Annotated in this window: 22 protein-coding genes; 11 read left to right on the top strand and 11 right to left on the bottom strand. The window is 64.7% G+C overall.

The window, feature by feature from the left end; all coding sequences use genetic code 11:
* Positions 1 to 82 precede the first annotated feature (82 nt).
* From bfr to lptF, 4 genes are all read right to left on the bottom strand, one after another.
* Entirely contained in the window at positions 83 to 565 is a 483-nt protein-coding gene (gene bfr, locus DOM41_RS09060; protein ID WP_110666488.1) for a bacterioferritin, read from the bottom strand.
* A gap of 433 nt (positions 566 to 998) precedes the next feature.
* Positions 999 to 1,202, bottom strand: a complete 204-nt coding sequence (locus tag DOM41_RS09055) for a (2Fe-2S)-binding protein (protein ID WP_110686489.1) — start codon at positions 1,200 to 1,202, stop codon at positions 999 to 1,001.
* Between the two features lie 294 nt (positions 1,203 to 1,496).
* Entirely contained in the window at positions 1,497 to 2,561 is a 1,065-nt protein-coding gene (gene lptG, locus DOM41_RS09050) for an LPS export ABC transporter permease LptG (RefSeq protein WP_110686672.1), read from the bottom strand.
* A complete protein-coding gene (lptF, locus tag DOM41_RS09045; RefSeq protein WP_110686488.1) occupies positions 2,558 to 3,637 on the bottom strand; it encodes an LPS export ABC transporter permease LptF in 1,080 nt (359 codons plus the stop codon). The genes lptG and lptF overlap by 4 nt, the downstream gene beginning before the upstream one ends.
* Positions 3,638 to 3,999: 362 nt before the next feature.
* Between lptF and DOM41_RS09040 the strand changes: the two genes are divergently transcribed.
* The 8 genes from DOM41_RS09040 (at position 4,000) to DOM41_RS09005 (ending at position 13,523) form a co-directional block, all read left to right on the top strand.
* Positions 4,000 to 5,517, top strand: a complete 1,518-nt coding sequence (locus DOM41_RS09040) for a leucyl aminopeptidase (RefSeq protein WP_110686487.1) — start codon at positions 4,000 to 4,002, stop codon at positions 5,515 to 5,517.
* A 187-nt stretch (positions 5,518 to 5,704) separates the two neighbouring features.
* Positions 5,705 to 6,805 (top strand): branched-chain amino acid aminotransferase, encoded by a 1,101-nt coding sequence (locus tag DOM41_RS09035; protein ID WP_110686486.1) that lies wholly within the window; start codon positions 5,705 to 5,707, stop codon positions 6,803 to 6,805.
* Between the two features lie 102 nt (positions 6,806 to 6,907).
* The gene (locus DOM41_RS09030) at positions 6,908 to 7,306 is read left to right on the top strand and encodes a VOC family protein (protein ID WP_110686485.1); all 399 of its coding nucleotides are present in this window, start codon (positions 6,908 to 6,910) and stop codon (positions 7,304 to 7,306) included.
* A 53-nt stretch (positions 7,307 to 7,359) separates the two neighbouring features.
* Positions 7,360 to 8,100 (top strand): SDR family oxidoreductase, encoded by a 741-nt coding sequence (locus tag DOM41_RS09025; RefSeq protein WP_110686484.1) that lies wholly within the window; start codon positions 7,360 to 7,362, stop codon positions 8,098 to 8,100.
* A gap of 136 nt (positions 8,101 to 8,236) precedes the next feature.
* A complete protein-coding gene (locus DOM41_RS09020) occupies positions 8,237 to 8,662 on the top strand; it encodes a DNA polymerase III subunit chi (RefSeq protein ID WP_110686483.1) in 426 nt (141 codons plus the stop codon).
* Between the two features lie 311 nt (positions 8,663 to 8,973).
* Positions 8,974 to 11,829 (top strand): valine--tRNA ligase, encoded by a 2,856-nt coding sequence (locus DOM41_RS09015; protein ID WP_110686482.1) that lies wholly within the window; start codon positions 8,974 to 8,976, stop codon positions 11,827 to 11,829.
* A gap of 253 nt (positions 11,830 to 12,082) precedes the next feature.
* On the top strand, positions 12,083 to 12,796 hold the full coding sequence (locus tag DOM41_RS09010; protein WP_110686481.1) for a phosphatase PAP2 family protein: 714 nt from the start codon (positions 12,083 to 12,085) through the stop codon (positions 12,794 to 12,796).
* Positions 12,797 to 12,806: 10 nt separating this feature from the next.
* Positions 12,807 to 13,523, top strand: coding sequence for a phosphatase PAP2 family protein (locus tag DOM41_RS09005; protein WP_110686480.1), 717 nt, complete (start codon positions 12,807 to 12,809; stop codon positions 13,521 to 13,523).
* Between the two features lie 69 nt (positions 13,524 to 13,592).
* On the opposite strand, the gene DOM41_RS09000 is transcribed toward DOM41_RS09005, so the two are convergent.
* Positions 13,593 to 14,795 (bottom strand): GGDEF domain-containing protein, encoded by a 1,203-nt coding sequence (locus tag DOM41_RS09000; RefSeq protein ID WP_110686479.1) that lies wholly within the window; start codon positions 14,793 to 14,795, stop codon positions 13,593 to 13,595.
* Positions 14,796 to 15,139: 344 nt separating this feature from the next.
* Between DOM41_RS09000 and DOM41_RS08995 the strand changes: the two genes are divergently transcribed.
* On the top strand, positions 15,140 to 15,547 hold the full coding sequence (locus tag DOM41_RS08995) for a DoxX family membrane protein (RefSeq protein WP_157956895.1): 408 nt from the start codon (positions 15,140 to 15,142) through the stop codon (positions 15,545 to 15,547).
* Between the two features lie 52 nt (positions 15,548 to 15,599).
* Here DOM41_RS08995 and DOM41_RS08990 read toward each other — a convergent pair whose 3' ends face one another.
* The 3 genes from DOM41_RS08990 to DOM41_RS08980 are packed head-to-tail and all read right to left on the bottom strand — an operon-like array spanning position 15,600 to position 17,227.
* On the bottom strand, positions 15,600 to 16,298 hold the full coding sequence (locus DOM41_RS08990; RefSeq protein WP_245391786.1) for a uracil-DNA glycosylase family protein: 699 nt from the start codon (positions 16,296 to 16,298) through the stop codon (positions 15,600 to 15,602).
* Between the two features lie 13 nt (positions 16,299 to 16,311).
* A complete protein-coding gene (locus tag DOM41_RS08985; protein ID WP_110686476.1) occupies positions 16,312 to 16,782 on the bottom strand; it encodes a TspO/MBR family protein in 471 nt (156 codons plus the stop codon).
* Between the two features lie 4 nt (positions 16,783 to 16,786).
* Positions 16,787 to 17,227: a VOC family protein gene (locus DOM41_RS08980; RefSeq protein WP_110686475.1), complete on the bottom strand. Its 441-nt coding sequence runs from the start codon at positions 17,225 to 17,227 to the stop codon at positions 16,787 to 16,789.
* A gap of 162 nt (positions 17,228 to 17,389) precedes the next feature.
* Here DOM41_RS08980 and DOM41_RS08975 point away from each other — a divergent pair, with 162 nt between their 5' ends.
* Positions 17,390 to 18,442, top strand: coding sequence for a metal-dependent hydrolase (locus DOM41_RS08975; RefSeq protein WP_110686474.1), 1,053 nt, complete (start codon positions 17,390 to 17,392; stop codon positions 18,440 to 18,442).
* A gap of 287 nt (positions 18,443 to 18,729) precedes the next feature.
* On the opposite strand, the gene DOM41_RS08970 is transcribed toward DOM41_RS08975, so the two are convergent.
* The 3 genes from DOM41_RS08970 to DOM41_RS08960 form a co-directional block, all read right to left on the bottom strand.
* The gene (locus DOM41_RS08970; RefSeq protein WP_110686473.1) at positions 18,730 to 19,134 is read right to left on the bottom strand and encodes a DoxX family protein; all 405 of its coding nucleotides are present in this window, start codon (positions 19,132 to 19,134) and stop codon (positions 18,730 to 18,732) included.
* A 30-nt stretch (positions 19,135 to 19,164) separates the two neighbouring features.
* A complete protein-coding gene (locus DOM41_RS08965) occupies positions 19,165 to 19,773 on the bottom strand; it encodes an FMN-dependent NADH-azoreductase (protein ID WP_110686472.1) in 609 nt (202 codons plus the stop codon).
* Between the two features lie 104 nt (positions 19,774 to 19,877).
* Positions 19,878 to 20,732, bottom strand: coding sequence for a C-type lysozyme, inhibitor (locus tag DOM41_RS08960; protein WP_110686471.1), 855 nt, complete (start codon positions 20,730 to 20,732; stop codon positions 19,878 to 19,880).
* Between the two features lie 335 nt (positions 20,733 to 21,067).
* Between DOM41_RS08960 and DOM41_RS08955 the strand changes: the two genes are divergently transcribed.
* Positions 21,068 to 21,991: a LysR family transcriptional regulator gene (locus DOM41_RS08955; RefSeq protein WP_110686470.1), complete on the top strand. Its 924-nt coding sequence runs from the start codon at positions 21,068 to 21,070 to the stop codon at positions 21,989 to 21,991.
* Positions 21,992 to 22,079: the final 88 nt, after the last annotated feature.

Raw genomic sequence — 22,079 nt, 5'->3', positions numbered from 1 at the left:
GCGCTCGACGAATCGGCGCCGCTGGCGGCAGGCTCACGCGGACGGCGAGAGCCCGACCGGCCGGACTTACTCTTTGCGGGTCTTACTCTTTGTCGGTCGCGAACATGTGCTTCTGCAGGTAGTTCTGGATACCGACCTGATCGATCAGCTTCAGTTCTGCCTCGAGCTTGTTGATGTGCCCTTCCTCGTCTTCGAGGATCTTGATGAGCATGTCGCAGGTGACATAGTCGTTGACCGTTTCGCAGTGGTCGATGGCGGCCTTGAGATCGGCGCAGGCTTTCTGCTCGATGCGCAGATCGCACTCGAGCATCTCCTTGGCGTTTTCACCGATCTGCAGCTTGCCCAGATCCTGCAGGTTGGGCATGCCCTCGAGGTGCAGGATGCGGTCGGTCAGCCGGTCGGCGTGCTGCATCTCTTCAATCGACTCATCGTACTCCCACTTGGCCAGTACGCTCAGGCCCCAATTCTTGTACATCTTGGCGTGCAGGAAGTACTGGTTGATGGCGACAAGTTCGTTGCCGAGTACGGTGTTCAAATGTGCGATGACCTGGGGGTCGCCTTTCATGATCGTGATCTCCTCGAATGAAATAAGGGGAGACACCGAAAAGCGCCCTCCCGTACAGCCGAACCGATGCTATCGGCTCGCCCGCTGTGCGGCAAGTATCCTTGGAGTTATCGAAAAACTCAAGCATAACAGCTACTTACGAAACCCTCTCATCTGCTATCGATTGGCAGGTGAGAACGCGGGTGATAACGACTCGCGCTGGGATCCCGGCGGGAATGGCCGCCAGCGAAGAAATTCTCCAACGCGATCAATCGCCTGGCACCAGACGCACGCGTCAGCGAACAGCAGGGGCCCGAGGGAGTGACAATCTGAAGAAGGGAGAGCCACAGTCGCGACGGTCGAAAGGGGGCAGCCTCAGAGCGACTGATTGAAGACCGACGCCGTGACGGTCCTGGAAAAGAAGGCGGCTTGCGCGCCGGGGCAAACCGGCTGACTACACCGCGTAGGCGAGATCCGGCTCCATCTCGAACTCACGGCTGATCGCCTCGCGCATCACCTGCTTGCCGGTGCAGGCACACTTGCCGCACTGGCCGGCACAGCCGGTCGCCTCGCGCACGGCGCGCCAGCTACGCGCACCGTCGCTGACGGCACTTTCGATATCCCGATCGGTAACACCCACGCAGAGACAGACGTACACGGCAAAACCCCTTGAGCGGCTCTGCGGTGAATGTAAATGATTCGCATAGGCAGTTTCAACTACGAATCTAAGTCGATTGCGCATTTCTATCATTGCCAGATCATTGCCAGAGTCACTCGCCCCGCCCTCCGGTTTTCGAGCCAGCGGCAGGCGCTGATCTGACATGACCGGCCCCCTGGAACGACAAACGCCGCGCCCTGGCGGGCGCGGCGTGTCGAGGATCACATTCCGCTGGCGCGGGTCGTCATGGCGCGACGCCTGCGCAACTTCTCGCTACGCAGGCGCTGGTCTCGCTCAGCCGGTGCGCCGCAGCAGCCAGAACCCGAGCAGATAGCAGGTTGCCGTCGGCACGATGACCGCCACCGCGGGCGAGAAGCCGAACAGCACCGAGGCCGGCGCCAGCAGATCCTGCAGATACTTGAAGGTCAGCCCCACGATCACGCCGTAGAAGATCCGCGTGCCGGCAGCGACGGTTCTCAGCGGTCCGAAAACGAACGAGGCCGCCAGCAGCACCAGCCCCGCCAGCGTCACCGGCAGCAGACTCTTCTGCCAGAAGTAGAGCAGCGGCTGGGTTGCTTCCTGACCCTGAGTACGCAGGTAGCTTGCATACTTCCACAGGCTCGTTAACGGCTGGCTATCCAGCGGGCGCAGCAGTCGGTTGAGCTGGGCGGGCGTCAGCGCAGTTTCCCAGGTTTCGCTCGCGTGTCTTTCGACCCGGGTGGCATCGTCATCGAAGAAGGTCGTCGCGACGTTCTCCAGCTGCCAGGCGTCACCGTTCCAGACCGCCCGTTCGGCTTCCGAGGCCTGTGTCAGCTCCTGGTCGTCGAAGACATAGCGGCGCACGTTGATGACCGTATCGTCGGCGCGGATGGTGCCGAAGCGATAGAAGTCGTTGCCCTCCCGCTGCCAACCGCCGCCCCGGGAGAGAACGGCATCGGCGCCTTTCGACTGCTCGAGCCGCCAGGCCGCGGCGTGCTGTTCGGTGACGGGGCTGACGTACTCGCCGATCGCCATGGTGACCAGGATCACCAGCACCAACGGCTTGAGGACGCCGAGCAGAATACGTCCGAGCGAGCGCCCCGCCGCACGCATCACCGTCAGCTCATTGCTGGAGGCCATGGTGCCCAGTCCGATCAGCGAGCCGATCAGCACACCCACCGGCGCGTATTCATAGAAGCGCCACGGCAGCCGCATGAGCAGATAGACCAGGACGTCGAGCGCAGAGTAGTCGCCCGACACGTCGCCGAGATCATTGATGTAGGAGATCACCAGATCGAGCCCCAGCACCATGGTCTGCACGACGAGCATGGCACCGAGGACGTTGCGGGCGATGTAGCGGTCGAGACGATCGAACATCAGCGGCCTCCCCGTTTCTGGTCGCGGCGAATCAGCACCAGCCCGAACAGCGCGTAGACCGCGTGGATCGGCCACATGCCGATACTGGCCGGCAGACTGCCGCGGGCGATCGCGTCCTGCGCGGCGAGCAGCAGGCTCAAATAACTCACGTGGAGGAAGATGGCCGGCATCAGTTTGGCGAAGCGGCCCTGACGCGGATTGACGCGAGAGAGCGGCAGCGCCAGCAGCGTCAGGATGGGGATCATCAGCGGCATCGAGAGTCGCCACTGTAGCTGCGCCATGGCCTCGTCACCGCCATCGGCAATCAGCGCGGGCGTGCTCATGAGCTCGCGGTCATCGTCTTGCTCCTGCTTTTCGTCGACGGAGAGGCGCACCGCATAACTGCCGAACGCCAGGCGCTGGCCGGCGGCGCTGCCGGGGTCGACGCTGTAGCGCGACCCGTTGGAGAGCACCAGATAGCGGCTACCGGTGTCGGGGTCGACGGTCTGATAGCCGCCCTCGGCCCGGGTGAGCACCTGTGTCTCCGTACCATCGGCCTGGGTCTCCTGCTCGCTGATGAAGACCCCTTGCATGCGCGAGCGGTCGTCGTTGAGGCTCTGGGTGTAGGCGGTACGCCCGCTGCCGAAGTCCTGAAAACGCCCCGGCGAGAGCAGCGAGAAGTCGAGCTGGCTCTCCTGCTCGTCGATGAGCCGCTCGTTCTTCGCCGCGCCGTAGGGGGTCGCCCACAGACTGCAAGCGCCGACGAGCACGGCAATCATCGCCGCCGGCAGCAGCGTGACGCGCAGCAACCGATTCGGGCTCATGCCGCAGGCGACGAGCACGGTGATCTCGCTATTGAGATAGAGCTGGCCGTAGGCGAGCAGAATGGCGAGAAAGAATGACAGCGGCAGCACCAGCTCGAGAAAGCTGGGCATGTGGAAAAGCATCAGCGAGCCGAGCGCGCCCAGCGGCAGCTCTCCCTGCGCGGCATCGGTGAAGTAGCGGATGAACCGGCTACCCATGATGACCAGCAGCAGAATGCCGGCGACCGCCGACATCGTCAGCAGAATCTCGCGTGTCAAATAGCGGAATACGATCAATCTAGACTCCTGGCAACATCCACTCCCGATCTGGCTTCCTGCCAGTCGCTCGATGGCATCGGGACGAGGCCATCCCGGACGATACGGAGCGCCACTCGAGAGTCGCCATGCGATCGGGACAACGCTCTCGGGGGCTTGTGCAACCTCGGCGCGCATTGCGTAAACTGACAGAGGATTGGTTCGACAGTGACCGACCGAGGCCCAATACCGCGGTCGGCTGGCGCGATGCGACGCTCGTCATCTCGCGATTTCAAGCGACGTCGCCGCGGCGAACCGGTCGCCATTATCCGGGATCATTAAGCACTTGTCTCGCCGCCGAGACCTGTGACGCAAAGCCAGCGCAATCGTTCATTGGAGACGACATGGAATTTTCCGTACTCACCGTCAATCCGGCCAAGGTCGAGACCGACTGCCTCGTGGTACCGCTGTTCGAGGATGGCGATCTGCTCTCCGCGGCGGCGAAACTCGACGATGCGAGCGAGCGATTGATCGCGCAGCTGCTCGAGCGCGGTGACTTCACACCGGAACTCGCCAACGTCCAGCGGGTGCCGTTCGCGCCGGGCCTCTCCGCCGAGCGGCTGATGCTGGTCGGTCTGGGCAAGCGCGAGGGATTCAACGAAGGCGGCCTGCGCAAGGCGCTCGACGCTGCTTTCGCCAGCCTTGCCAAGCTGCCGGTGGATAGCGCCGCCGTGGCCTTCTCCGACGCCACGCTCGACGACCGCGACATCGCCTGGAACGCGCAGATGACGCTGGAAGCGGCGACCCGCGCGGTCTATCGCTTCGATCAGTGCAAATCGACGCCGATTCCCGCCGCCGCGCTCACGCGCGTTGAACTGCTCATCAACAGTGCCGATCACAGCCAGGCCGCCGAGGCCGGTGCGCGCATCGGCGCCGCGCTCGGCGAGGGCGTCAACTATGCCCGCACGCTGGGTAACCTGCCGGGCAACATCTGCACGCCGAGCTACCTCGCCGCGCAGGCCGAGGAGCTGGGTGCCGGCTCTCAGGGCCATCTCTCGGTCGAGATCCTCGACGAAGCCCAGCTCGAGGCCCTCGGCGCGCACTCGCTGCTGTCGGTGGGCCGCGGAAGCGAAGAGCCCTCCAAGCTGATCGTGATGAAGTACCAGGGCGCGGAAGACGCCGACGAGGCGCCTCACGTGCTGGTCGGCAAGGGCATCACCTTCGACAGCGGCGGCATCTCGATCAAGGGTGGCGCCGGCATGGACGAGATGAAGTTCGACATGTGTGGCGCGGCGAGCGTGTTCGGCACGATGAAGAGCGTTCTCGCCCTCAAGCCGAAGATCAACGTGATCGCCATCGTCGCCAGCGCCGAGAACATGCCGGACGGTCGGGCGATCAAGCCGGGCGACATCGTCACCACGCTCAAGGGCCTTACCGTCGAGATCCTCAACACCGACGCCGAGGGCCGGCTGGTGCTGTGCGACGCGCTCACCTACGCCGAGCGCTTCCACCCGGCGAGCGTGGTCGATATCGCCACGCTCACCGGGGCCTGCATGATCGCGCTGGGCGACCACGCCAGCGGGCTCTTCTCGAACGACGACGACCTGGCGCTCGACCTGCTCGACGCCGGCGAAGCTTCCTGGGATCGCGCCTGGCACATGCCGCTGTGGGACGACTATCAGCAGCAGCTCGACTCCAACTTCGCGGACCTGGCCAACATCGGCGGGCGTCCGGCCGGCGCCATCACCGCCGCGTGCTTTCTCTCGCGTTTTGCCGACAAGTACCCGTGGGCACATCTCGACATCGCCGGCACCGGCTGGACCGGCGGCAAGCAGAAAGGGGCCAGCGGACGCCCGGTCGGTCTGCTGACTCGCTATCTGCTCGATCGCGAGAACGAGCACGTCGTCACCGACGAAACCTGAGGCCATGGCGGCCTGAAGCGGGGCCTCGCGCCCCCTTCGCAGCCAACTATTTGCATGCTAACTTGAACGGCCCGCCGGCGATCGGCGGGCTTTCGTGTCATCGACCGTATTCACCCACGGATTCCATCGAACGATTATCGTGACGCCGCCGACCCGACGCCGGCGTCACCGCCGCAGGAGAGACGCAGTGTCCACTCAAGGTTTCGAAGCCCGCCCCTCGTCCAACCCGCTCGACGCGAGCCTTCGCGACGGCATTCTCGCCAACCCGGGCTTCGGGCGTTACTTCACCGACAACATGGTCCACGTACCCTGGAGCAAGCAGACCGGCTGGCAGCGCGGCGAAGTCCGGCCCTACGGGCCGCTGCTGATCGACCCCGCGTCGCCGGTGCTGCACTACGGTCAGGAGATCTTCGAGGGCATCAAGGCCTATCGTCACGCCGACGGTTCGGTCTGGACCTTCCGCCCGGAGAAGAACGCCGCGCGTTTTCGCGCCTCCGCCAAGCGTCTCGCCCTGCCGGAACTCGACGACGAGACTTTCCTGGGGTCGCTCAAGGCGCTGCTGGCCCACGACGCCGCCTGGGTGCCGACGCCGCAGAACGACAGCGAGGAGTGCAGCCTCTACCTGCGTCCGTTCATGATCGCCAACGGCAAGTCGCTGGGCGTGAAGCCCGCCGCCGAGGTCGACTACTACCTGATCGCCTCGCCGGCAGCGGCCTACTTCAAGGGCGGCGGCAAGCCGGTCTCGATCTGGCTCTCCCAGCACTACAACCGCGCCGCGCCCGGCGGCACGGGAGCGGCCAAGTGTGGTGGCAACTACGCCGCCTCGCTGTTGGCACAGGCCGAGGCCGAGGCTCACGGCTGTGATCAGGTCGCCTTCCTCGATGCCGCCGAAAACAAGTGGATCGAAGAGCTGGGCGGCATGAATCTGTTCTTCGTCTACCGCGATGGCCGCCTGGTCACCCCGGCGCTGACCGGCACGATCCTCGAGGGCGTGACCCGGGACTCGATCCTCGAACTCGCCCGCGACGAGGGGCTGACGCCTGAGGAACGCGCCATCAGCATCGACGAGTGGCGCGACGGGATTGCCAACGGCGACATCGTCGAGGTTTTCGCCTGCGGTACCGCGGCAGTGATCACCCAGATCGGTGAACTGGTGACGGAAGAGGATCGCGTGGTCACGCCGGCGCCCGGCGACGAGGCGGTCAGCGCACGGCTGCGCAAGCGCCTGCTGGATATCCAGTATGGTCGCAGCGAAGACACCCGCGGCTGGCTGATGCAGCTGGCCTGAATCCGGCCTACGCTCAATGCCTGAGCGCCGGCTCAAGTGACGATGACCGCCCGGGAGGCGGTCATCGCGTTTCCAGGCGCTCGTTCAGCCAAGGAGAGACGCATGTTCAGCCACGTCATGATCGGCACCAACGATATCGGCCGCGCCAAGCGCTTCTACGACGCCGTGCTGGGGACGCTCGGCGTCGAGGAGGGCCAGCTCGGCGAACGCAAGGGCGTTCAGCGAGTCTTCTACCGTCACGACGGCGATGTCTTCGCGGTCACCGAACCGGTCGACGGTCAGCCGGCCACGGTGGGCAACGGCAGCACGTTTGCCTTTCACTGCACCTCTTCCGAGCAGGCGCAGCACTTCCACGATATCGCCGTCGCCAATGGCGGCACGTCTGCCGAGGACGCGCCGGGCGTTCGTCACGCCGCCATGGGTGAGATGTTTCTCGCCTACGTTCGCGACCCGGACGGCAACAAGCTCTGCGCCATCCACCGTCTCGAAAGCGCCGAGTGAGTCGAGCGGCACCGACCGCTGACGACAACGACAGCACCAAGGAGAAGCGCAGGATGAAACCCGTGATGATCATTACCGGTGCCGGCCGCGGCATCGGTGCCGCGACGGCCGTCATGGCCGCACAGAAAGGCTATGCCGTGGCGGTCAACTACCGCAGCGACAAGGACGCCGCCGATGCCGTCGTCGCCGAGATCGAGGCCGATGGCGGACAGGCGCTCGCCATCCAGGCCGACATCGCCAACGAGTCCGAGATCGTCTCGCTGTTCGAGACGGTGGATCGCGAGCTGGGTCGCGTCGACGTGCTGGTCAACAACGCCGGTATCGTCGATCAGATCAGCCGCGTCGACGAGATGAGCTTTGCGCGCGTCGACCGCATGATGAAGATCAACGTGGTGGCGCCGTTCGTCTGCGCCCGCGAGGCGATCAAGCGCATGTCGACGACGCATGGCGGCCAGGGTGGCGCCATCGTCAACGTCGGCTCCGCCGCCTCCCACCTGGGCGGTGGCAGCGAATACGTCGACTACGCCGCCTCCAAGGGGGCCATCGACAGCATGACCGAAGGGCTCTCCAAGGAGGTCGCCGGCGAGGGAATTCGCGTCAATACCGTGCGCCCGGGTGTCGTGCGCACCACCATCCACGCCAGCGGCGGCAACCCGGACAAGCCCGAGCTGGCCGGTGACGTCATCCCCATGGGTCGCATCGGCGAGCCCCAGGAGATCGCCAACGCGGTGCTGTGGCTGGCAGAAGCGGGCTTCACGACGGGGGCGCTGGTCGACGTCGACGGCGGCGTCTAGTCGAGATCGGGCCTGCGCGAGCGATTGGCGTCATTGCCCGTCATCGGGTGTCGCGTCACGTCCTCGCTCGGCGACGCGGCGGCGAATCCGGTAGGCTAGTCCTCTGTGTTTCGCCGCTCGCCATCAACGGAATCCCATGACCCAAGTCGATTTCTACATCCTCCAGGACACTACCCTCGACGCGCGGCTCGACTTCGCCTGCCGACTGGCGGAGACGATCTATCGCAAGGGCTACAAGCTGCATATCCACACCCAGGACGAGGCGATGGCACGCCAGGTCGACGAGCGGCTCTGGACGTTTCGCGACGAGAGCTATGTCCCCCACGTCGTCGCCGGCGACGCGATGGAGCCCGCGCCGCCGGTCACCATCGGCTGGGAGAGCGTGCCGGAGCCCGGCGTGCAGGCGATGCTCAACCTTCACGACGACATTCCCGAGTGGTTCTCCCGCGTCGAACGCGTCGCCGAGATCATCAACCAGCACCAGGACGTGTTGCGTACCAAACGCGCCTGCTGGAAGACCTACAAGGATCGCGGCTACAAGGTCGAGGCGCACAAGCTCTAGCGCGGTGAGCGTTCTCATGGCGTCAAAGCGGGGACAGGCGACACCCGGCGATCTGGCCTGACCGGCGGGTGCCGACCCTGATTCAGCGCTGAACCGACGTCGGCACCACCGTGCCGGCCGCCCTTCGGGTGACGCGAGCGCCCGCCCTGGGCCCCGCGGGGCGCAAATGTCGCTCGTCGCCGCACCGCGCGATCACCCCACCCTGACGCCGCGCCCCGCCAGCGGTTATAATTCTCGCCATTTTTGCGATGCCACACCCCGTGTGTGGCGCACCGTACGCCGTCGTCACCGTTGCCAAATCGAGTCGCTCCATGGAAAAGACCTACCAACCCGATCAGATTGAAACCCGCTGGTACGAGCGCTGGGAGGCGGACGACCGCTTCACGCCTTCAGGCAAGGGCGCGCCCTTCTCGATCATGATTCCGCCGCCCAACGTGACCGGCAGCCTGCACATGGGCCACGCCTTCCAGGACACGATCATGGACACTCTGGTGCGCTGGAAGCGGATGCGCGGCAACAACACGCTCTGGCAGGTCGGTACCGACCACGCCGGTATCGCCACGCAGATGCTGGTGGAGCGCAAGCTGGCGGCGGAGACCGGCGAGACGCGTCATGACCTGGGCCGAGAGGCGTTCACCAACAAGATCTGGGAATGGAAGGCGGAATCCGGTGGGCACATTACCCGCCAGCTTCGCCGCATGGGCGCCAGCGCCGACTGGAGCCGCGAACGCTTCACCATGGATGACGGCTTCTACCGGTCGGTGCAGGAAGTCTTCGTGCGCCTGCACGAAGAGGGCCTGATCTACCGTGGCAAGCGGCTGGTCAACTGGGACCCCACGCTGCATACCGCGATCTCGGACCTCGAGGTCGAGAACCGCGAGCAGCAGGGTCAGTTCTGGCACTTCCGCTATCCGCTCGCCGACGGCGCCAAAACCGCCGATGGCCGGGATCATCTGGTGGTCGCCACCACGCGTCCCGAGACGCTGCTGGGCGATACGGGCGTGGCGGTCAACCCGGAAGACCCGCGCTACGCCTCCCTGATAGGCCAGTTCATCGAGCTGCCGCTGGTGGGCCGGCGCATCCCGATCATCGCCGACGAGCACGCCGACATGGAGAAGGGCTCGGGCTGCGTCAAGATCACCCCGGCGCACGACTTCAACGACTATGAGGTCGGCAAGCGCCACGACCACGCGCTGATCAACATCTTCTCCAAGGATGCGACGATTCTCGACCGCGCCGAAGCGTTCGACCTGCAGGGTCGCGTGCTCGACGACGTCGACGTTACGCTGCCCGCTGCCTATGCCGGCATGCCACGCTTCGAAGCGCGTGAGCGTATCGTCGCCGACATGGACGCGGCGGGTCTGCTCGCGCAGGTCGAAACCATCAGCAACACCCTGCCGTACGGCGACCGCTCCGGGGACGTCATCGAGCCGCTGCTGACCGACCAGTGGTTCGTCGCCGTCGAGGAACTCGCCAAACCGGCGATCGCCGCGGTCGAAAACGGCGACATCGAGTTCGTCCCCAAGAACTACGAGAACATGTACTTCGCCTGGATGCGCGAGCTGCAGGACTGGTGCATCTCGCGTCAGCTCTGGTGGGGGCATCGCATTCCGGCCTGGTACGACGCCGACGGCAATGTCTACGTCGCCCGCACCGAAGCGGAAGTCCGTGACAAGCACGGGCTGGCCGACGACGTGGCGCTGTCGCAGGACGAGGACGTGCTGGATACCTGGTTCAGCTCCGGGCTCTGGACCTTCGGCACCCTCGGCTGGCCGGAGAAGACGCCAGAACTCGAGACGTTCCATCCCTCGAGTGTTCTGGTCACCGGCTTCGACATCATCTTTTTCTGGGTCGCCCGGATGATCATGATGACGCTGAAGTTCACCGACGAGGTGCCCTTCAAGCAGGTCTATGTCCACGGTCTGGTGCGCGATAGCCAGGGCCAGAAAATGTCGAAGTCGAAGGGCAACGTGCTCGACCCCATCGACCTGATCGACGGCATCGACCTGGAGACGCTGGTCGCCAAGCGTACCGGCAACATGATGCAGCCGCAGAAAGCGCGCGCCATCGAGAAGGCCACCCGCGCCGAGTTCCCCGACGGGATCGAAGCCCACGGCACCGATGCGCTGCGCTACACCTTCCTGTCGCTCGCCACCACCGGACGCGACGTCAAGTTCGACATGGGCCGGCTCGACGGCTATCGCAACTTCTGCAACAAGCTCTGGAACGCCTCGCGCTACGTGCTGATGAACGCCGAGGGCGAAGACGTCGGGCTGAACGCCGAGGGCGTCGAGCTGTCGCTGGCGGATCGCTGGATCACGTCGAGGCTGCAGCAGACCGTGACGCAGGTGACCCAGGCGCTCGAGGAGTACCGCTTCGATCTCGCCTCCCAAGCGCTCTACGAATTCGTCTGGAACGAGTATTGCGACTGGTATCTGGAGCTCTCAAAGCCGGTACTGTGGGATGAAAGCGCCACGGCCGAGGCCAAGCGCGGCACCCGGCAGACGCTGGTGCGCGTCCTCGAGACCATTCTGCGTCTCGCCCACCCGATGATGCCGTTCGTCACCGAGGAGATCTGGCAGCGTGTCGCCCCGCTGGCCGGCACCCTCGCCACCGCGGACGGCGAGAGCCTGATGACGCAACCCTGGCCGGAGACCGACGACGCACGGATCGACGCGCAGTCGATTCACGACATCGAATGGCTCAAGGGGGTGATCGTCGCCGTGCGCAACATCCGCGCCGAGATGAATATCGCCCCGGGCAAGCCGCTCGATGTGCTGCTGACCAAAGGTGAAGCCGAGGACCGCGAGCGCCTGGAAGCCAACCGGCGATTCCTGTCGAAACTCGCCAAGCTGGCCAGCGTCACCTGGCTCGACGACCCGACGAGCGCCCCGCTCGCCGCCACCCAGCTGGTCGGCGACATGGAAGTGCTGGTGCCGATGGCTGACCTGATCGACAAGGACGCCGAGCTTGCGCGACTCGCCAAGGAGATCGACAAGCAGGACAAGCTGATCGTCGGCATCGAGAAGAAACTCGCCAACGAGGGCTTCACTGCCAAGGCGCCGGAGGCCGTGGTGGAGAAGGAGCGCGGCAAGCTCAAGGATCTTCTCGCCGCCCGCCAGCTACTGGTAGAACAGCGCGACAAGATCGCGGCGCTTGAGAGCTGACTGAGCGATCGGGACCGCCGCTCAAATCTGGCGCCATCCCGCGGCGCCTTGTGCATGACCCCGCAGCGCTGTCGCTGACAACCCTGACGACGCCGGCTGTGAAAGCCGGCGTCGTTCGTCATGAGGTTCCCCCAGCATCCCGTCTGGCCCCCACTCGCCGTTCGCGGCGCATCAACCCTCGCAAACAGTTTAGAAACACTGTTCCTTATGAATGGCTTAAATTATACTGGCACAAACCGTTTCGAGATGTGCCATGCAAGTCCGCCGAATCCTTTTCTATAACGCGCTCGCGCTCGTCCTGATCCTGAGCTGGTGGCTTCCCTCCGTGCTGTTCTGGACCCGGCTCGACGACGACGTCTTCTATTTCTTCAATCAGTTCATCGGGCCGGTCTACCCCCACTGGACGGAGACCCTGGCGCTACTGAATACGCGTGCCTTCGATAAGATCATGTTCGGCGTGTTGGTGGTGATGCTCTTCGTCGCGATGGTTCGCGACCGCAACGGCGGCTGGCAGAAATGGCTGGCGATCGGGCTGATCATGTCGGTGGTCGGCGCGCTGCTCAACGAGCTGCTGCACACCCACTTTCTGATGACCCGGCCGAGCCCGACGCTCTGGCATGGCCAGGTCAACCTGCTCAGCGACTATACGGCACTGAATGCCAAGACCACGGCGTCGAACAGCTTCCCCAGCGACCACGGCGTCATGGCGATGGTTTTTGCCAGTTTCATGTTGCGCTTCGCCGATCGGGTGACCGCGTCGCTGTCAGTGGCTCTCACGGTCATGGTCACGCTGCCACGCATCATGGTCGGCGCACACTGGGTGAGCGACGTCTATTTTGGCGCGCTGGCCATCGCGCTGGTCGTGCTGCCATGGGTGCTCTGCAACTCGCAGATTCAGCGCCTGATTGATGGCATGGCCCAGACCTTCGACCGGATCTATCAACGCTGCCGCCCCCACGCCTTCTGAGACATTCGATATGAGCCCGACGCGATTCCATCTCAAACGTATCGTTGCCTTGAACGCCACTGGCCTGCTGCTGCTGGTGAGCTGGGCCTGGCCCCATGGCGTTCTCTGGAACGACATGGACGACCGTATTTTCTGGTTTTTCAACACATTGATCACGCCGGAGCCCAATACCTGGGACGACGTACTGGCGCTTCTCAACCACCGCGCCTTCGATATGGTGTCGCTGGGGATTCTGGGGGGGCTGTTTGCGCTGGCAATACGCCGGGATACGCAGCCACAGCGGCTCGAGCGCTGGCTGGGAATCGGGGTGACCATGCTGCTGACGGCGGGTGTGCTGGCCCTGTTTACCACCAAGGGCATTACCTATGGACACCCCAGCCCGACGCGCGCCTTCGATCACGCCATGCGTCTGACGGATCTGGTGTCGATCAAGACCAAGGATTCCGCTTCGAACAGCTTCCCCGGCGATCACGGGCTGATGCTGATGGTGTTCGCCGGATTCATGCTGCGCTTCGCGGACCGACAGGTGGCCGCATGGAGTGTCGCCTTCGTCGTGCTGCTGAGCGCGCCGAGGATCATGGTGGGGGCTCACTGGTTCAGCGACGTCTACATGGGCGCGCTCACCATCGCGCTGATCGCACTGCCATGGGTGCTGTGCACGCCGCTGGCCGGACGGATCGCCGCGACGATCCAGCGCGGCGTGTCACGACTGCTCCGGCTGGGCTGACCGGCCGATCCCGAGACCGTTCATTGCGGGCTACCCAGCCTGGCGCTCGTTGGCAGACGCCCTCCCACCTCACGTGCGCCCGAACGGCGGCGAGTCGGTCGGGGTGCCAGCATTGGCAGCGATGCTGCCGGCCTTGATCGAGCGCTCGCAGAGCGCTGTCTTCACGCCGCTGGAGAGTCGCACGGCATTACGCGAGGCGGCGCTTTGGAACTCGCCGTCGGCGATCACGCGGTCACGCCCGCCGGACTTGGCCGCGTAAAGCCTGCGATCCGCCAGCTCGATCAGGGCATGCAGGCTTTGCGCGTCCGTCGACTGGGCGATGCCCATGGAGAGCGTCACCGGCAGCATCTGCCCGTCGAAGCAGCACGCCTCCTGCGCCAGGCGGTCACGAATGCGCTGCGTGATCTCCAGCGCCTGGGCGCGAGAGGCGCCGGGTAGCAGCGCGAGAAACTCCTCGCCGCCCACTCGGCCGACCGCATCATCCCGACGAAGGGTCTCCTTGAGCGCCGCGGCCAGATGTCGAAGCACCGCGTCGCCCGCGGTGTGCCCATAGGCGTCGTTGACCTCCTTGAAGCGATCGGCGTCGACCAGCACCAGCGAGAAAGGCGCTGACTGCTGCCACAGACTCGAAGCCCGCTCGAAGATCGCCCGCCGATTGAACACCAGCGTCAGCCCATCGTGCATGGCGTCGCGGCGATGGCGATGTTCATGGCGGTCGGTAATCGCCAACATGCGCAGAATCACCATGCAGATCATGAGGAATACAGCGGCCAGGCCCACTTCGGACATGAGCACATCGAGCAGCGGGAACTCCGCCGGTGGCAAGAGGACGCGCTGGGTGTGCACGACCGTCAGCGTGACGGCGATCAGCCCCAGGGTCCCCGCGACTTTGGTCCGCGGCCGCAGTCCGGATAGCATCAGCTCGATTTCGGCGAACAACAGGTAGTAGATGATGGAGCCACCGCTCTCGCTGGCGAGACTGGCGTAGACGACGAGTATCAGAAAGCTGCCCAACTTGCAGGCAAGCGCCGTGGCGAAGTACAGCCGCCGGTGAAGCCACAGCGCGCCGACGTAGGCCACCAGACAGACGAGATTGAGATGACCGACGATGGGTTCATCGGTCAGGTAGAGCAGCGGGGCGATAAGGATCTGCAGTACCAGCGCCAACAGATAGATCTCCGCCATGATCTCGAAGCTGCGGCGGCGCTCGACCGCGAGTGTCTCTGGCGGCGTCGTAATGCGCTGCCAAAGGGAAAGAGGCAATCTCCACATGCTTTGGGACTCTGGGGTTTGTTAGCGTCCTGGCACTATCAATTCGTCGCTGAAATCGCGCCGTGCCGGGGACGAACGACCGGCTGAGCGCTGAGTGCCGTTTACATTATTATCACTATTTTTACTGTTTAGTAACATAAGACAATTTCTTGGTTTTATGCCAGTCGGCCGCCCCAGAGACGACCCTCCAATGCGCGGCGTGGCGTGGGACGCCAATGCGGGTCCCGGCCCCAAGGTCGCTGCCGGGAGCTTTCCAAGGTCGAGGCAAGGCTACGTTCCTAGGTCAATGTTACCCTGCCGCGATTCATCGCCTGCCGCCCTCACCCACTACCCGCGAGACATTCGTGACCCCGCTGCCACTGGACAAAGACGATATCGGCCGACTGGCGCTACGCCTGGGCCTGGGCCTGACGCTACTGCTTCACGGCCTCGCGAAGCTGACGACGCCGTCACTGCTTACCGCCATCGCCCATACCCTGGAGACCGCAGGGTTACCCGCCTTTCTCGCCTACGCCACGCTGATCGCAGAGATTGGCGGGTCGCTGATGATCCTGCTGGGGTGGCGCGCACGCCTGGGCGCCTTGCTGGTCGCGGCGGAGATCGCGGCCGCCATCGCCCTGGTGCCTCTGTCCCAGGTGTTGTCGTTGCGATCAAACGGCGGGTGGACGCTGGAGCTTCCGGCCATGCTGCTCGCCGGTGCGGCCGTGATCGTCCTGCTCGGAAGCGGTCGGCTGGCGCTCAGGCCCGACTGACGCCATGCCCCGCGCGCCTGTGCGGAACAACAACGATCGCCGTGACGAGCGGTCAGCCGCCGAGCGCTTCGAGACGGCGGTCCATTAGCGCCGGAAAACGCGTGAACCAGCGCTGGTTGAGCGGCGATGGGTGAGGCAATGGCGCCAGCGTGAACGGCCGAGTGGTTCCATCGTCGAGCGTGAGCGTGATCCGATGCGTCGACTCGAAACGCGTTTCCTCTGCCCAGAAGCGCTCGAGATCATGGCGCACCGCACGCGGCTGACCGATCCCGAACCAGAAGAACGCCTCCCGGCCGAGCGTGATGATGTATTCGCCCTGCCAGCACTCGACCAGCAGCCTTGCCATCAGCGGCTGGAAGCGTTTCTTGACCGCCATCGACCACGCTTTGTTACCCACAGGCTTGTACGGCACGGTATTGATCCAGAAACAGGCGTCACCGACCGCCAGCGAGGCCTCGATATCCGGCAAGGGCGTGCCGTGGGCGTGGCGATGGAGTGCGGCTCTGACCTTCTGACCGCCGGCACCGACGAATGGCTGTCCGAGCTCGACCTCTTTGCGACCGGGGTCGCGGCCGAAAATCGCAAACGGGGCGTCGCTGGGGCCCAGGCCGACGATCGGTTCGCTCGGATCACGGTCGAACTGGCGATAGACGTCGCGATCGAGACGATCGAGCTCGAGGGCCTCGCGGCGAAGCGCGTGCTCGATGTCGGCGGGCAGCCCCGCGGGACCGGGTGGGGGAACAGCGAGCAAATTGGCCTCTCGATCATGCGGGAAAGTTGAGTACCAGCAGCGCTGCATTGAGATACGCGGCGAAACTGACCCAGACGAGGTACGGCAGCATCAAGGCGAATGCCAGCGTCGAGTAGCGCCGAAACGTCATCAGCGTCCACACGATCAGCCCCCAGAGCGCCAGCAGATCGAGCAGGCCGACCACCATCCAGTTCAGGCCAAAGAACAGGATCGACCAGAGCGCATTGGCAAGGAGCTGGGCGACGAATGGCGTCAGCGCGCGCCGCCGCTCAGCGACGGGGGCAACCCGAGTGACGCGCCAGGCGGCCACCGCCATTGCCAGGTAAAGCAGCGTCCACGCCGTCGGGAAAAGCCAGTTAGGCGGTGTCAGCGGCGGTTTTTCCAGCGCGGCGTACCAGTCGCCGGGGGGCGTCACGATACCGCTGCTGGCGGCGATCGCCACCAGCAGCAGCCAGCCGAGAAAGACGGCGAGCGAGCGACTCATGCGCCTACCACTCCCCCGTGTTGGACATCGACGCCCACGGCTCCTGCGGCTCGAGCGCATCGCCCTTCTGCAGCAGTTCGATCGAGATGCCGTCGGGCGAGCGAACGAACGCCATGTGCCCGTCGCGGGGCGGACGATTGATGGTCACGCCAGCACTCTGGAGCTTGTCGCAGAGCGCGTAGATGTCGTCGACGCGATAGGCCAAATGACCGAAGTTTCGCCCACCGGTGTAGGTTTCCGGATCCCAGTTGTAGGTCAGCTCGACCATCGGCGACTTCTCGGCCTCCGCCCGCGGGCGGTCGTTCGGCGTCGCCAGAAACACCAGGGTAAAGCGCCCTTTCTCACTCTCCTTGCGATTCACCTCCTCGAGGCCGAGCAGATCGCAGTAGAAGTGCAGTGATGCGTCGAGATCGCTGACGCGCACCATCGTGTGTAGATATTCCATGATGATCTCCTGCCATGTCAGTAGGTTGCGCATTCAGGGTAGCGCACGCAGCGACGTTGATGAATGCCGACTCGACGCCGGGGAGCGGGTTGAGCACACTTGAGCCAGGCCGGTCCCGGCGCCAGCCTCCCGGTCAGCCCCCTGTCAGCCCAGGAACCCCGAATGGACTCAGTGACCCAAGCCTGTCTCGGCGCCGCCGTCGCCGGCGCCGTGATGCCCCGCCTTGGCCGCCGGGCACTGATTCTCGGCGCGGCGCTGGGGACACTCCCCGATCTCGACGTCATGATCGATTACGGCGACGCGGTCGCCGACTACACCCTTCATCGCGGTTTCAGCCATTCGCTGTTCGTTCTGACCGGGCTTGCCACGCTCTTCGCCGGCGCGACCCGGCTCGCCTCGCGTACTCGCGCACTCGCCTCTTTTGGCCACTGGTGGTGGCTCTTCACGCTCTGTCTTTTGACCCATCCCCTGCTCGATGCCTTCACGACCTACGGCACTCAGCTGCTGTGGCCAGTCCCGATGCGCCCGATCAGTTGGAGCAGTCTGTTCATCATCGACCCGCTCTACACCCTGTTGCTGCTTGTCGGCGTCATCGCCTTCGCGATTCGGCCGCGCGATTACCGCACGCTGGTGACGCTGCTCTCGGCCTCATGTCTCTACATCGCCTTCAGCCTATGGGCGCAGGCCAGCGTCGAGTCGCGTGTGGCCCGGCAACTGGCTGAACAGGGCATCGAGACCGCCGATACGCTGGTGCAACCGGCACCGCTGACCACGCTGCTGTGGCGAGTCACTGCGGTCGTCGACGGCACGGCCTACGAGGGGTGGGCAAGCCTGTTCGACGGCGACGTACCGCTGGCACTCACGCCGTGGCCGCTGGGCGAACGCTGGCGCGCCGCCGCCGATGCAACCGAGAACGGCCGACGTCTGGCCTGGTTTTCCGCGCCCTACCTGCGCTACCGGGTCATTGACGATGGCGGGGGCCGTGAGCGGTTGGACGCGACCGATATCCGGCTCGGCCTGCCCGGCACACATCCCTTCGTCTTCCCCCTCGCCGCGCGTCAGCACGCTGGCGATTGGCGGGCGATCCGCAGTCAACGCGAGAGTGGTGGGCGCCCGGATCTCGCCGTTCTGCAGCGACTCTTCGCTCGACTCTTCGATCCCAGCGTCGTGCCGGTGCCACCGCCGCCGAACTCGACAACGCAGCCTCCCGAATGACCCCCGAGGCGCCGATCCGAGTCCTGAGTTCCCGCTAACGATACGATCGGTCGTAACGATACGATCGGTCGCCTCGTTCGCCAGGCTTTTAGCGGCGCCCCCTTGTATTCCCGGGCCCCAACGACAGCCGCCCGACACCGTGAGGTATCGAGCGGCTGCGCGGAGGCGGCGCTGGCATCGGGCTTTCGAATAGAACTTTCAAAAAGGGCTTTCGAACAGAACTGTCGAACAGGGCTTTCGAATAGAACTTTCGAATAGATCTGACGAACAGAGCTATCCGACCGGCATCAGTCCGGATTGATGGCGAAACGCCCGCTTCCCAGCAGCATCACGGCGACCGCGGCGGCGAAGAACATCGCCTGCAGTTCCAGCGTCCAGCCGCCTTGACCATTGAGGGTCCAGAATTCACCCAGGTGCGCGAGCAGCACGGCGACGACCATGTTGCCGGCAATCAGCAGGCCACCGATCCGCGCTCTCGATCCGAGAATCACCATCAGCGGGCCGACGATCTCGCCGAGGAGCACGCCGTAGGCGAGAAACGTCGGCAGGCCGACGTTGGCAAGCAGGCTGCCTAGCCAATCGAAGCTACCCGGGTTGAGCACCTTGTGGATGCCGTGCAGCAGGATGGTGACGCCGACGGCGAGGCGCAGAATCAGCTTGCCGAGGCCATCACTGTGCAGTCGTTGAAGCATGGGTGAATCTCCTTGCCGAGGCGCTGGCGATCAGCAGCGACGGTCGACGAAGTCGACGATATCGCGCTGAGCGGTTTCCAGCGCTTCAGCCTTGACCGCATCGCCCATGTTGAGGCCTTCGGCATAGATGGCCTCGACGTCGCCAATGCCGATCAGCTTGAGCATATGGCGCAGGTGCGGGGTCTGGGTATCCATCTCGGAACCGGCGTACTTGCCGCCGCGAGCCGCAAGCAGCAGGCCGGACTTGCCCTCGAGCAGCCCCACCGGCCCGTTTTCGGTGTAGCGGAAGGTCCGTCCGGCGCGCAGCACGCGGTCGAACCACGCCTTGAGCTGGCTCGGGATACCGAGGTTGTAGAGCGGCACCGCAAGCACGATCAGATCGCTACGCTCGACGTCCGAGAGCGCCGCGTCGGAGCGCTCGGCCAGCGCGCGCTGGGCGGCGGTGCGCTCGGCCGGATCGGTCATCCAGCTCGCCATCTCCTCGGCGTCGAGGTGCGGCAGCGGGTCGGCAACGACATCACGCTCGATGAGTTCGACATCGCGCTCGGCAAGTGCGGCCTTGAAGTGTGCGGCAAGTCCGGTGGACTGACCGTTGTCGCCAAACAGGGAGCTGGTAATCAGGAGAATGCGTTGGGTCATGTTGGTCCTTTAGATGAATGACTGGGAATGACATCATTATCGGTGCGGCTTATCGATAACAAAATCGGGTTTTTTAGCCAGATTCGTTCGATTTTTTCGTCCTTTTAGCCTTTGGCCTCGACACCTTGTCCGCACCCCTTCCACTCCTGACGGCCGTAGCGCAGTGTCACTTCCACCGGCCAGGGCTTACGGGTGACGCTGTCGAAACACGCCTTGGCCGTGAGATGCATCTCCAGCGGTCGCCGACCGCTGTCGCTGACCAGCACCATTTCGGCACCGGCACCGTTGCGAAGCGATGCGACCCGGTAGTCGAACGTGTCCTTGGCCTGGCCGTAGTCGGAGATCAGCGTCAGGGTCGTCCGACGCCGATCCAGCGAAATGTTCCAACCCGGATCGCTACCGCTGGCGTAAAAAATGCTTTCGGGTCGGTCTTCGCGGGTGACCGTGCGGCGCTCGCCCGCCAGCGTGCAGACGAGCCGGGCGCTGTCGCTTTCGACCAGCGCATCGCGACCCAGTCGCTTGAATGACAGACCGCCCTGCGTGTAGCGCTGCTGCGCGCTCCCGCTCGCCGCGCGGGGAAGCTGCGTGCCGCCTTGCGCCGTCCATAGACGCAGCCGACGATCGTCGGGGGCGGTGGTGACCAGATCGCGCGATGGCGTGCAGCGCCAGTTTGCGAAGGTCTCGCCGCCGTCAGCGAAGAAGAGACTCGGCAGCAGCGGCGACTGCGGGGCATCGTCGGCTACCGCCAGCGGCGAGGTGGCATCGACGGTCTGCGTCGTGCCACCGGCACAGCCAGAAAGCAGCGCCGCCAGCGCGAGGGTGGCCGCAGCGAAACCGCGCGTCCGTCGACTCGCCAATGGCCATTGCGGGGGTGTCATGGACACGACGGACGCGCCCGTCGCGGTCTGAGAGACGCCAGCGGTGGGCGCCGTTTCGCCAAGTGGCTTGTTGTTCGACATGCTGTCTGTTCCCGGGCCGGTTCGATCCCGTCCGCGGCTTTCGGCCGACGTCGCCGACCGGCGCGGACAAAAAAGCGCGCCGCGGGATATCACCCGCGGCGCGTCACAAAGCCTACCATGCGGCCAGAGCTTGAGTGAGGCCCAGGCCATCTCCGAGCGCACTACCGGCCGCCCCCACCGCCAGGCTGACGAACGCGGGCTTCGCATCGTCACCAGTGGGGTCGTTGGACGTTAACAGGTAGACTGGCGATTATATTCGCAGGCAGGCCGTCTTGCCCGCCCTGAACCGAAACCTACGCGTTTGTCGTATCATCAACGTGACCCCTATTCCTAGCATGCTCGAACTTCGCCACCTGCGAACGCTGATTGCCCTGCGCGACACCGGTTCGCTGGTCGAGGCGGCGGAACGGGTCCATCTGACCCAGTCGGCGCTGTCGCATCAGATCAAGGATCTCGAGTCGAGGCTCGGGATGCCGCTGTTCGCGCGCAAGACGCGCCCCGTCGCGTTCACCCGCGCGGGTGAGCGCCTGCTCGCGCTGGCGGAGCAGGTCCTGCCACAGATCCGATTCGCCGAGCGCGATCTCGCGCGCCTCGCCGGCCATGAGCAGGGACGACTGCACATGGCGATCGAGTGCCACAGCTGCTTCCAATGGCTGATGCCGACGGTCGACCATTTCCGCGATCACTGGCCGGAAATCGAGATCGACATCCCCAGCGGTCAGAATTTCGATCTGCTTCCCGGTCTCGCCCGCCAAGCGCTGGATCTGGTGATCACTGACAACCCGCAGCCGCTGCCCGGGGTCCACTATGCTCCGCTGTTTCGCTACGAAGGCCTGCTCGCGGTCTCCAATCATCACACCCTGGCCCAGAACGCCTGGGTCGAGCCGCATGAGCTGATCGAGGAGACGTTGATCGTCTACCCGGTGGACCACTCCCGGCTCGATATCTTCACCCAGTTTCTCGATCCGGCGAGCCAGCAGCCCCGGGAGATCCGAAGCGCCGAACTGACGGTGATGATGATGCAGCTGGTCGCCAGTGGCCGTGGCGTGTGCGCCCTCCCCAACTGGGCACTGACGGAGTATCTCGAGCGTGGGTACGTCAAGGCGCTGCCGCTCGGCAAGGAGGGTGTCTGGAGCACGCTCTACGCCGCGATTCGCGAAGAGAGCCGTGAGCTGCCCTGGATGCAGGATTTCGTGCGCACGGCGCGGGAGACCTCGTTCTCCGTGCTGAGCGGTATCAAGCCGGCAAGCGAGGACTGAGCCGGGATGGAGCCGCGACGCCCGCACCCGGGCAACGCCATGGCCCCGATCGCGGGTTGCCGCCGACAGACCCGACCGCCCAGTGGCG

The organism is Salinicola aestuarinus (assembly GCF_003206645.1).
In the GTDB taxonomy this organism is placed as follows: domain Bacteria; phylum Pseudomonadota; class Gammaproteobacteria; order Pseudomonadales; family Halomonadaceae; genus Salinicola; species Salinicola aestuarinus.
Note: the sequence above shows the minus strand (reverse complement) of the source record. Positions and strands in the feature narration are given on the sequence as shown.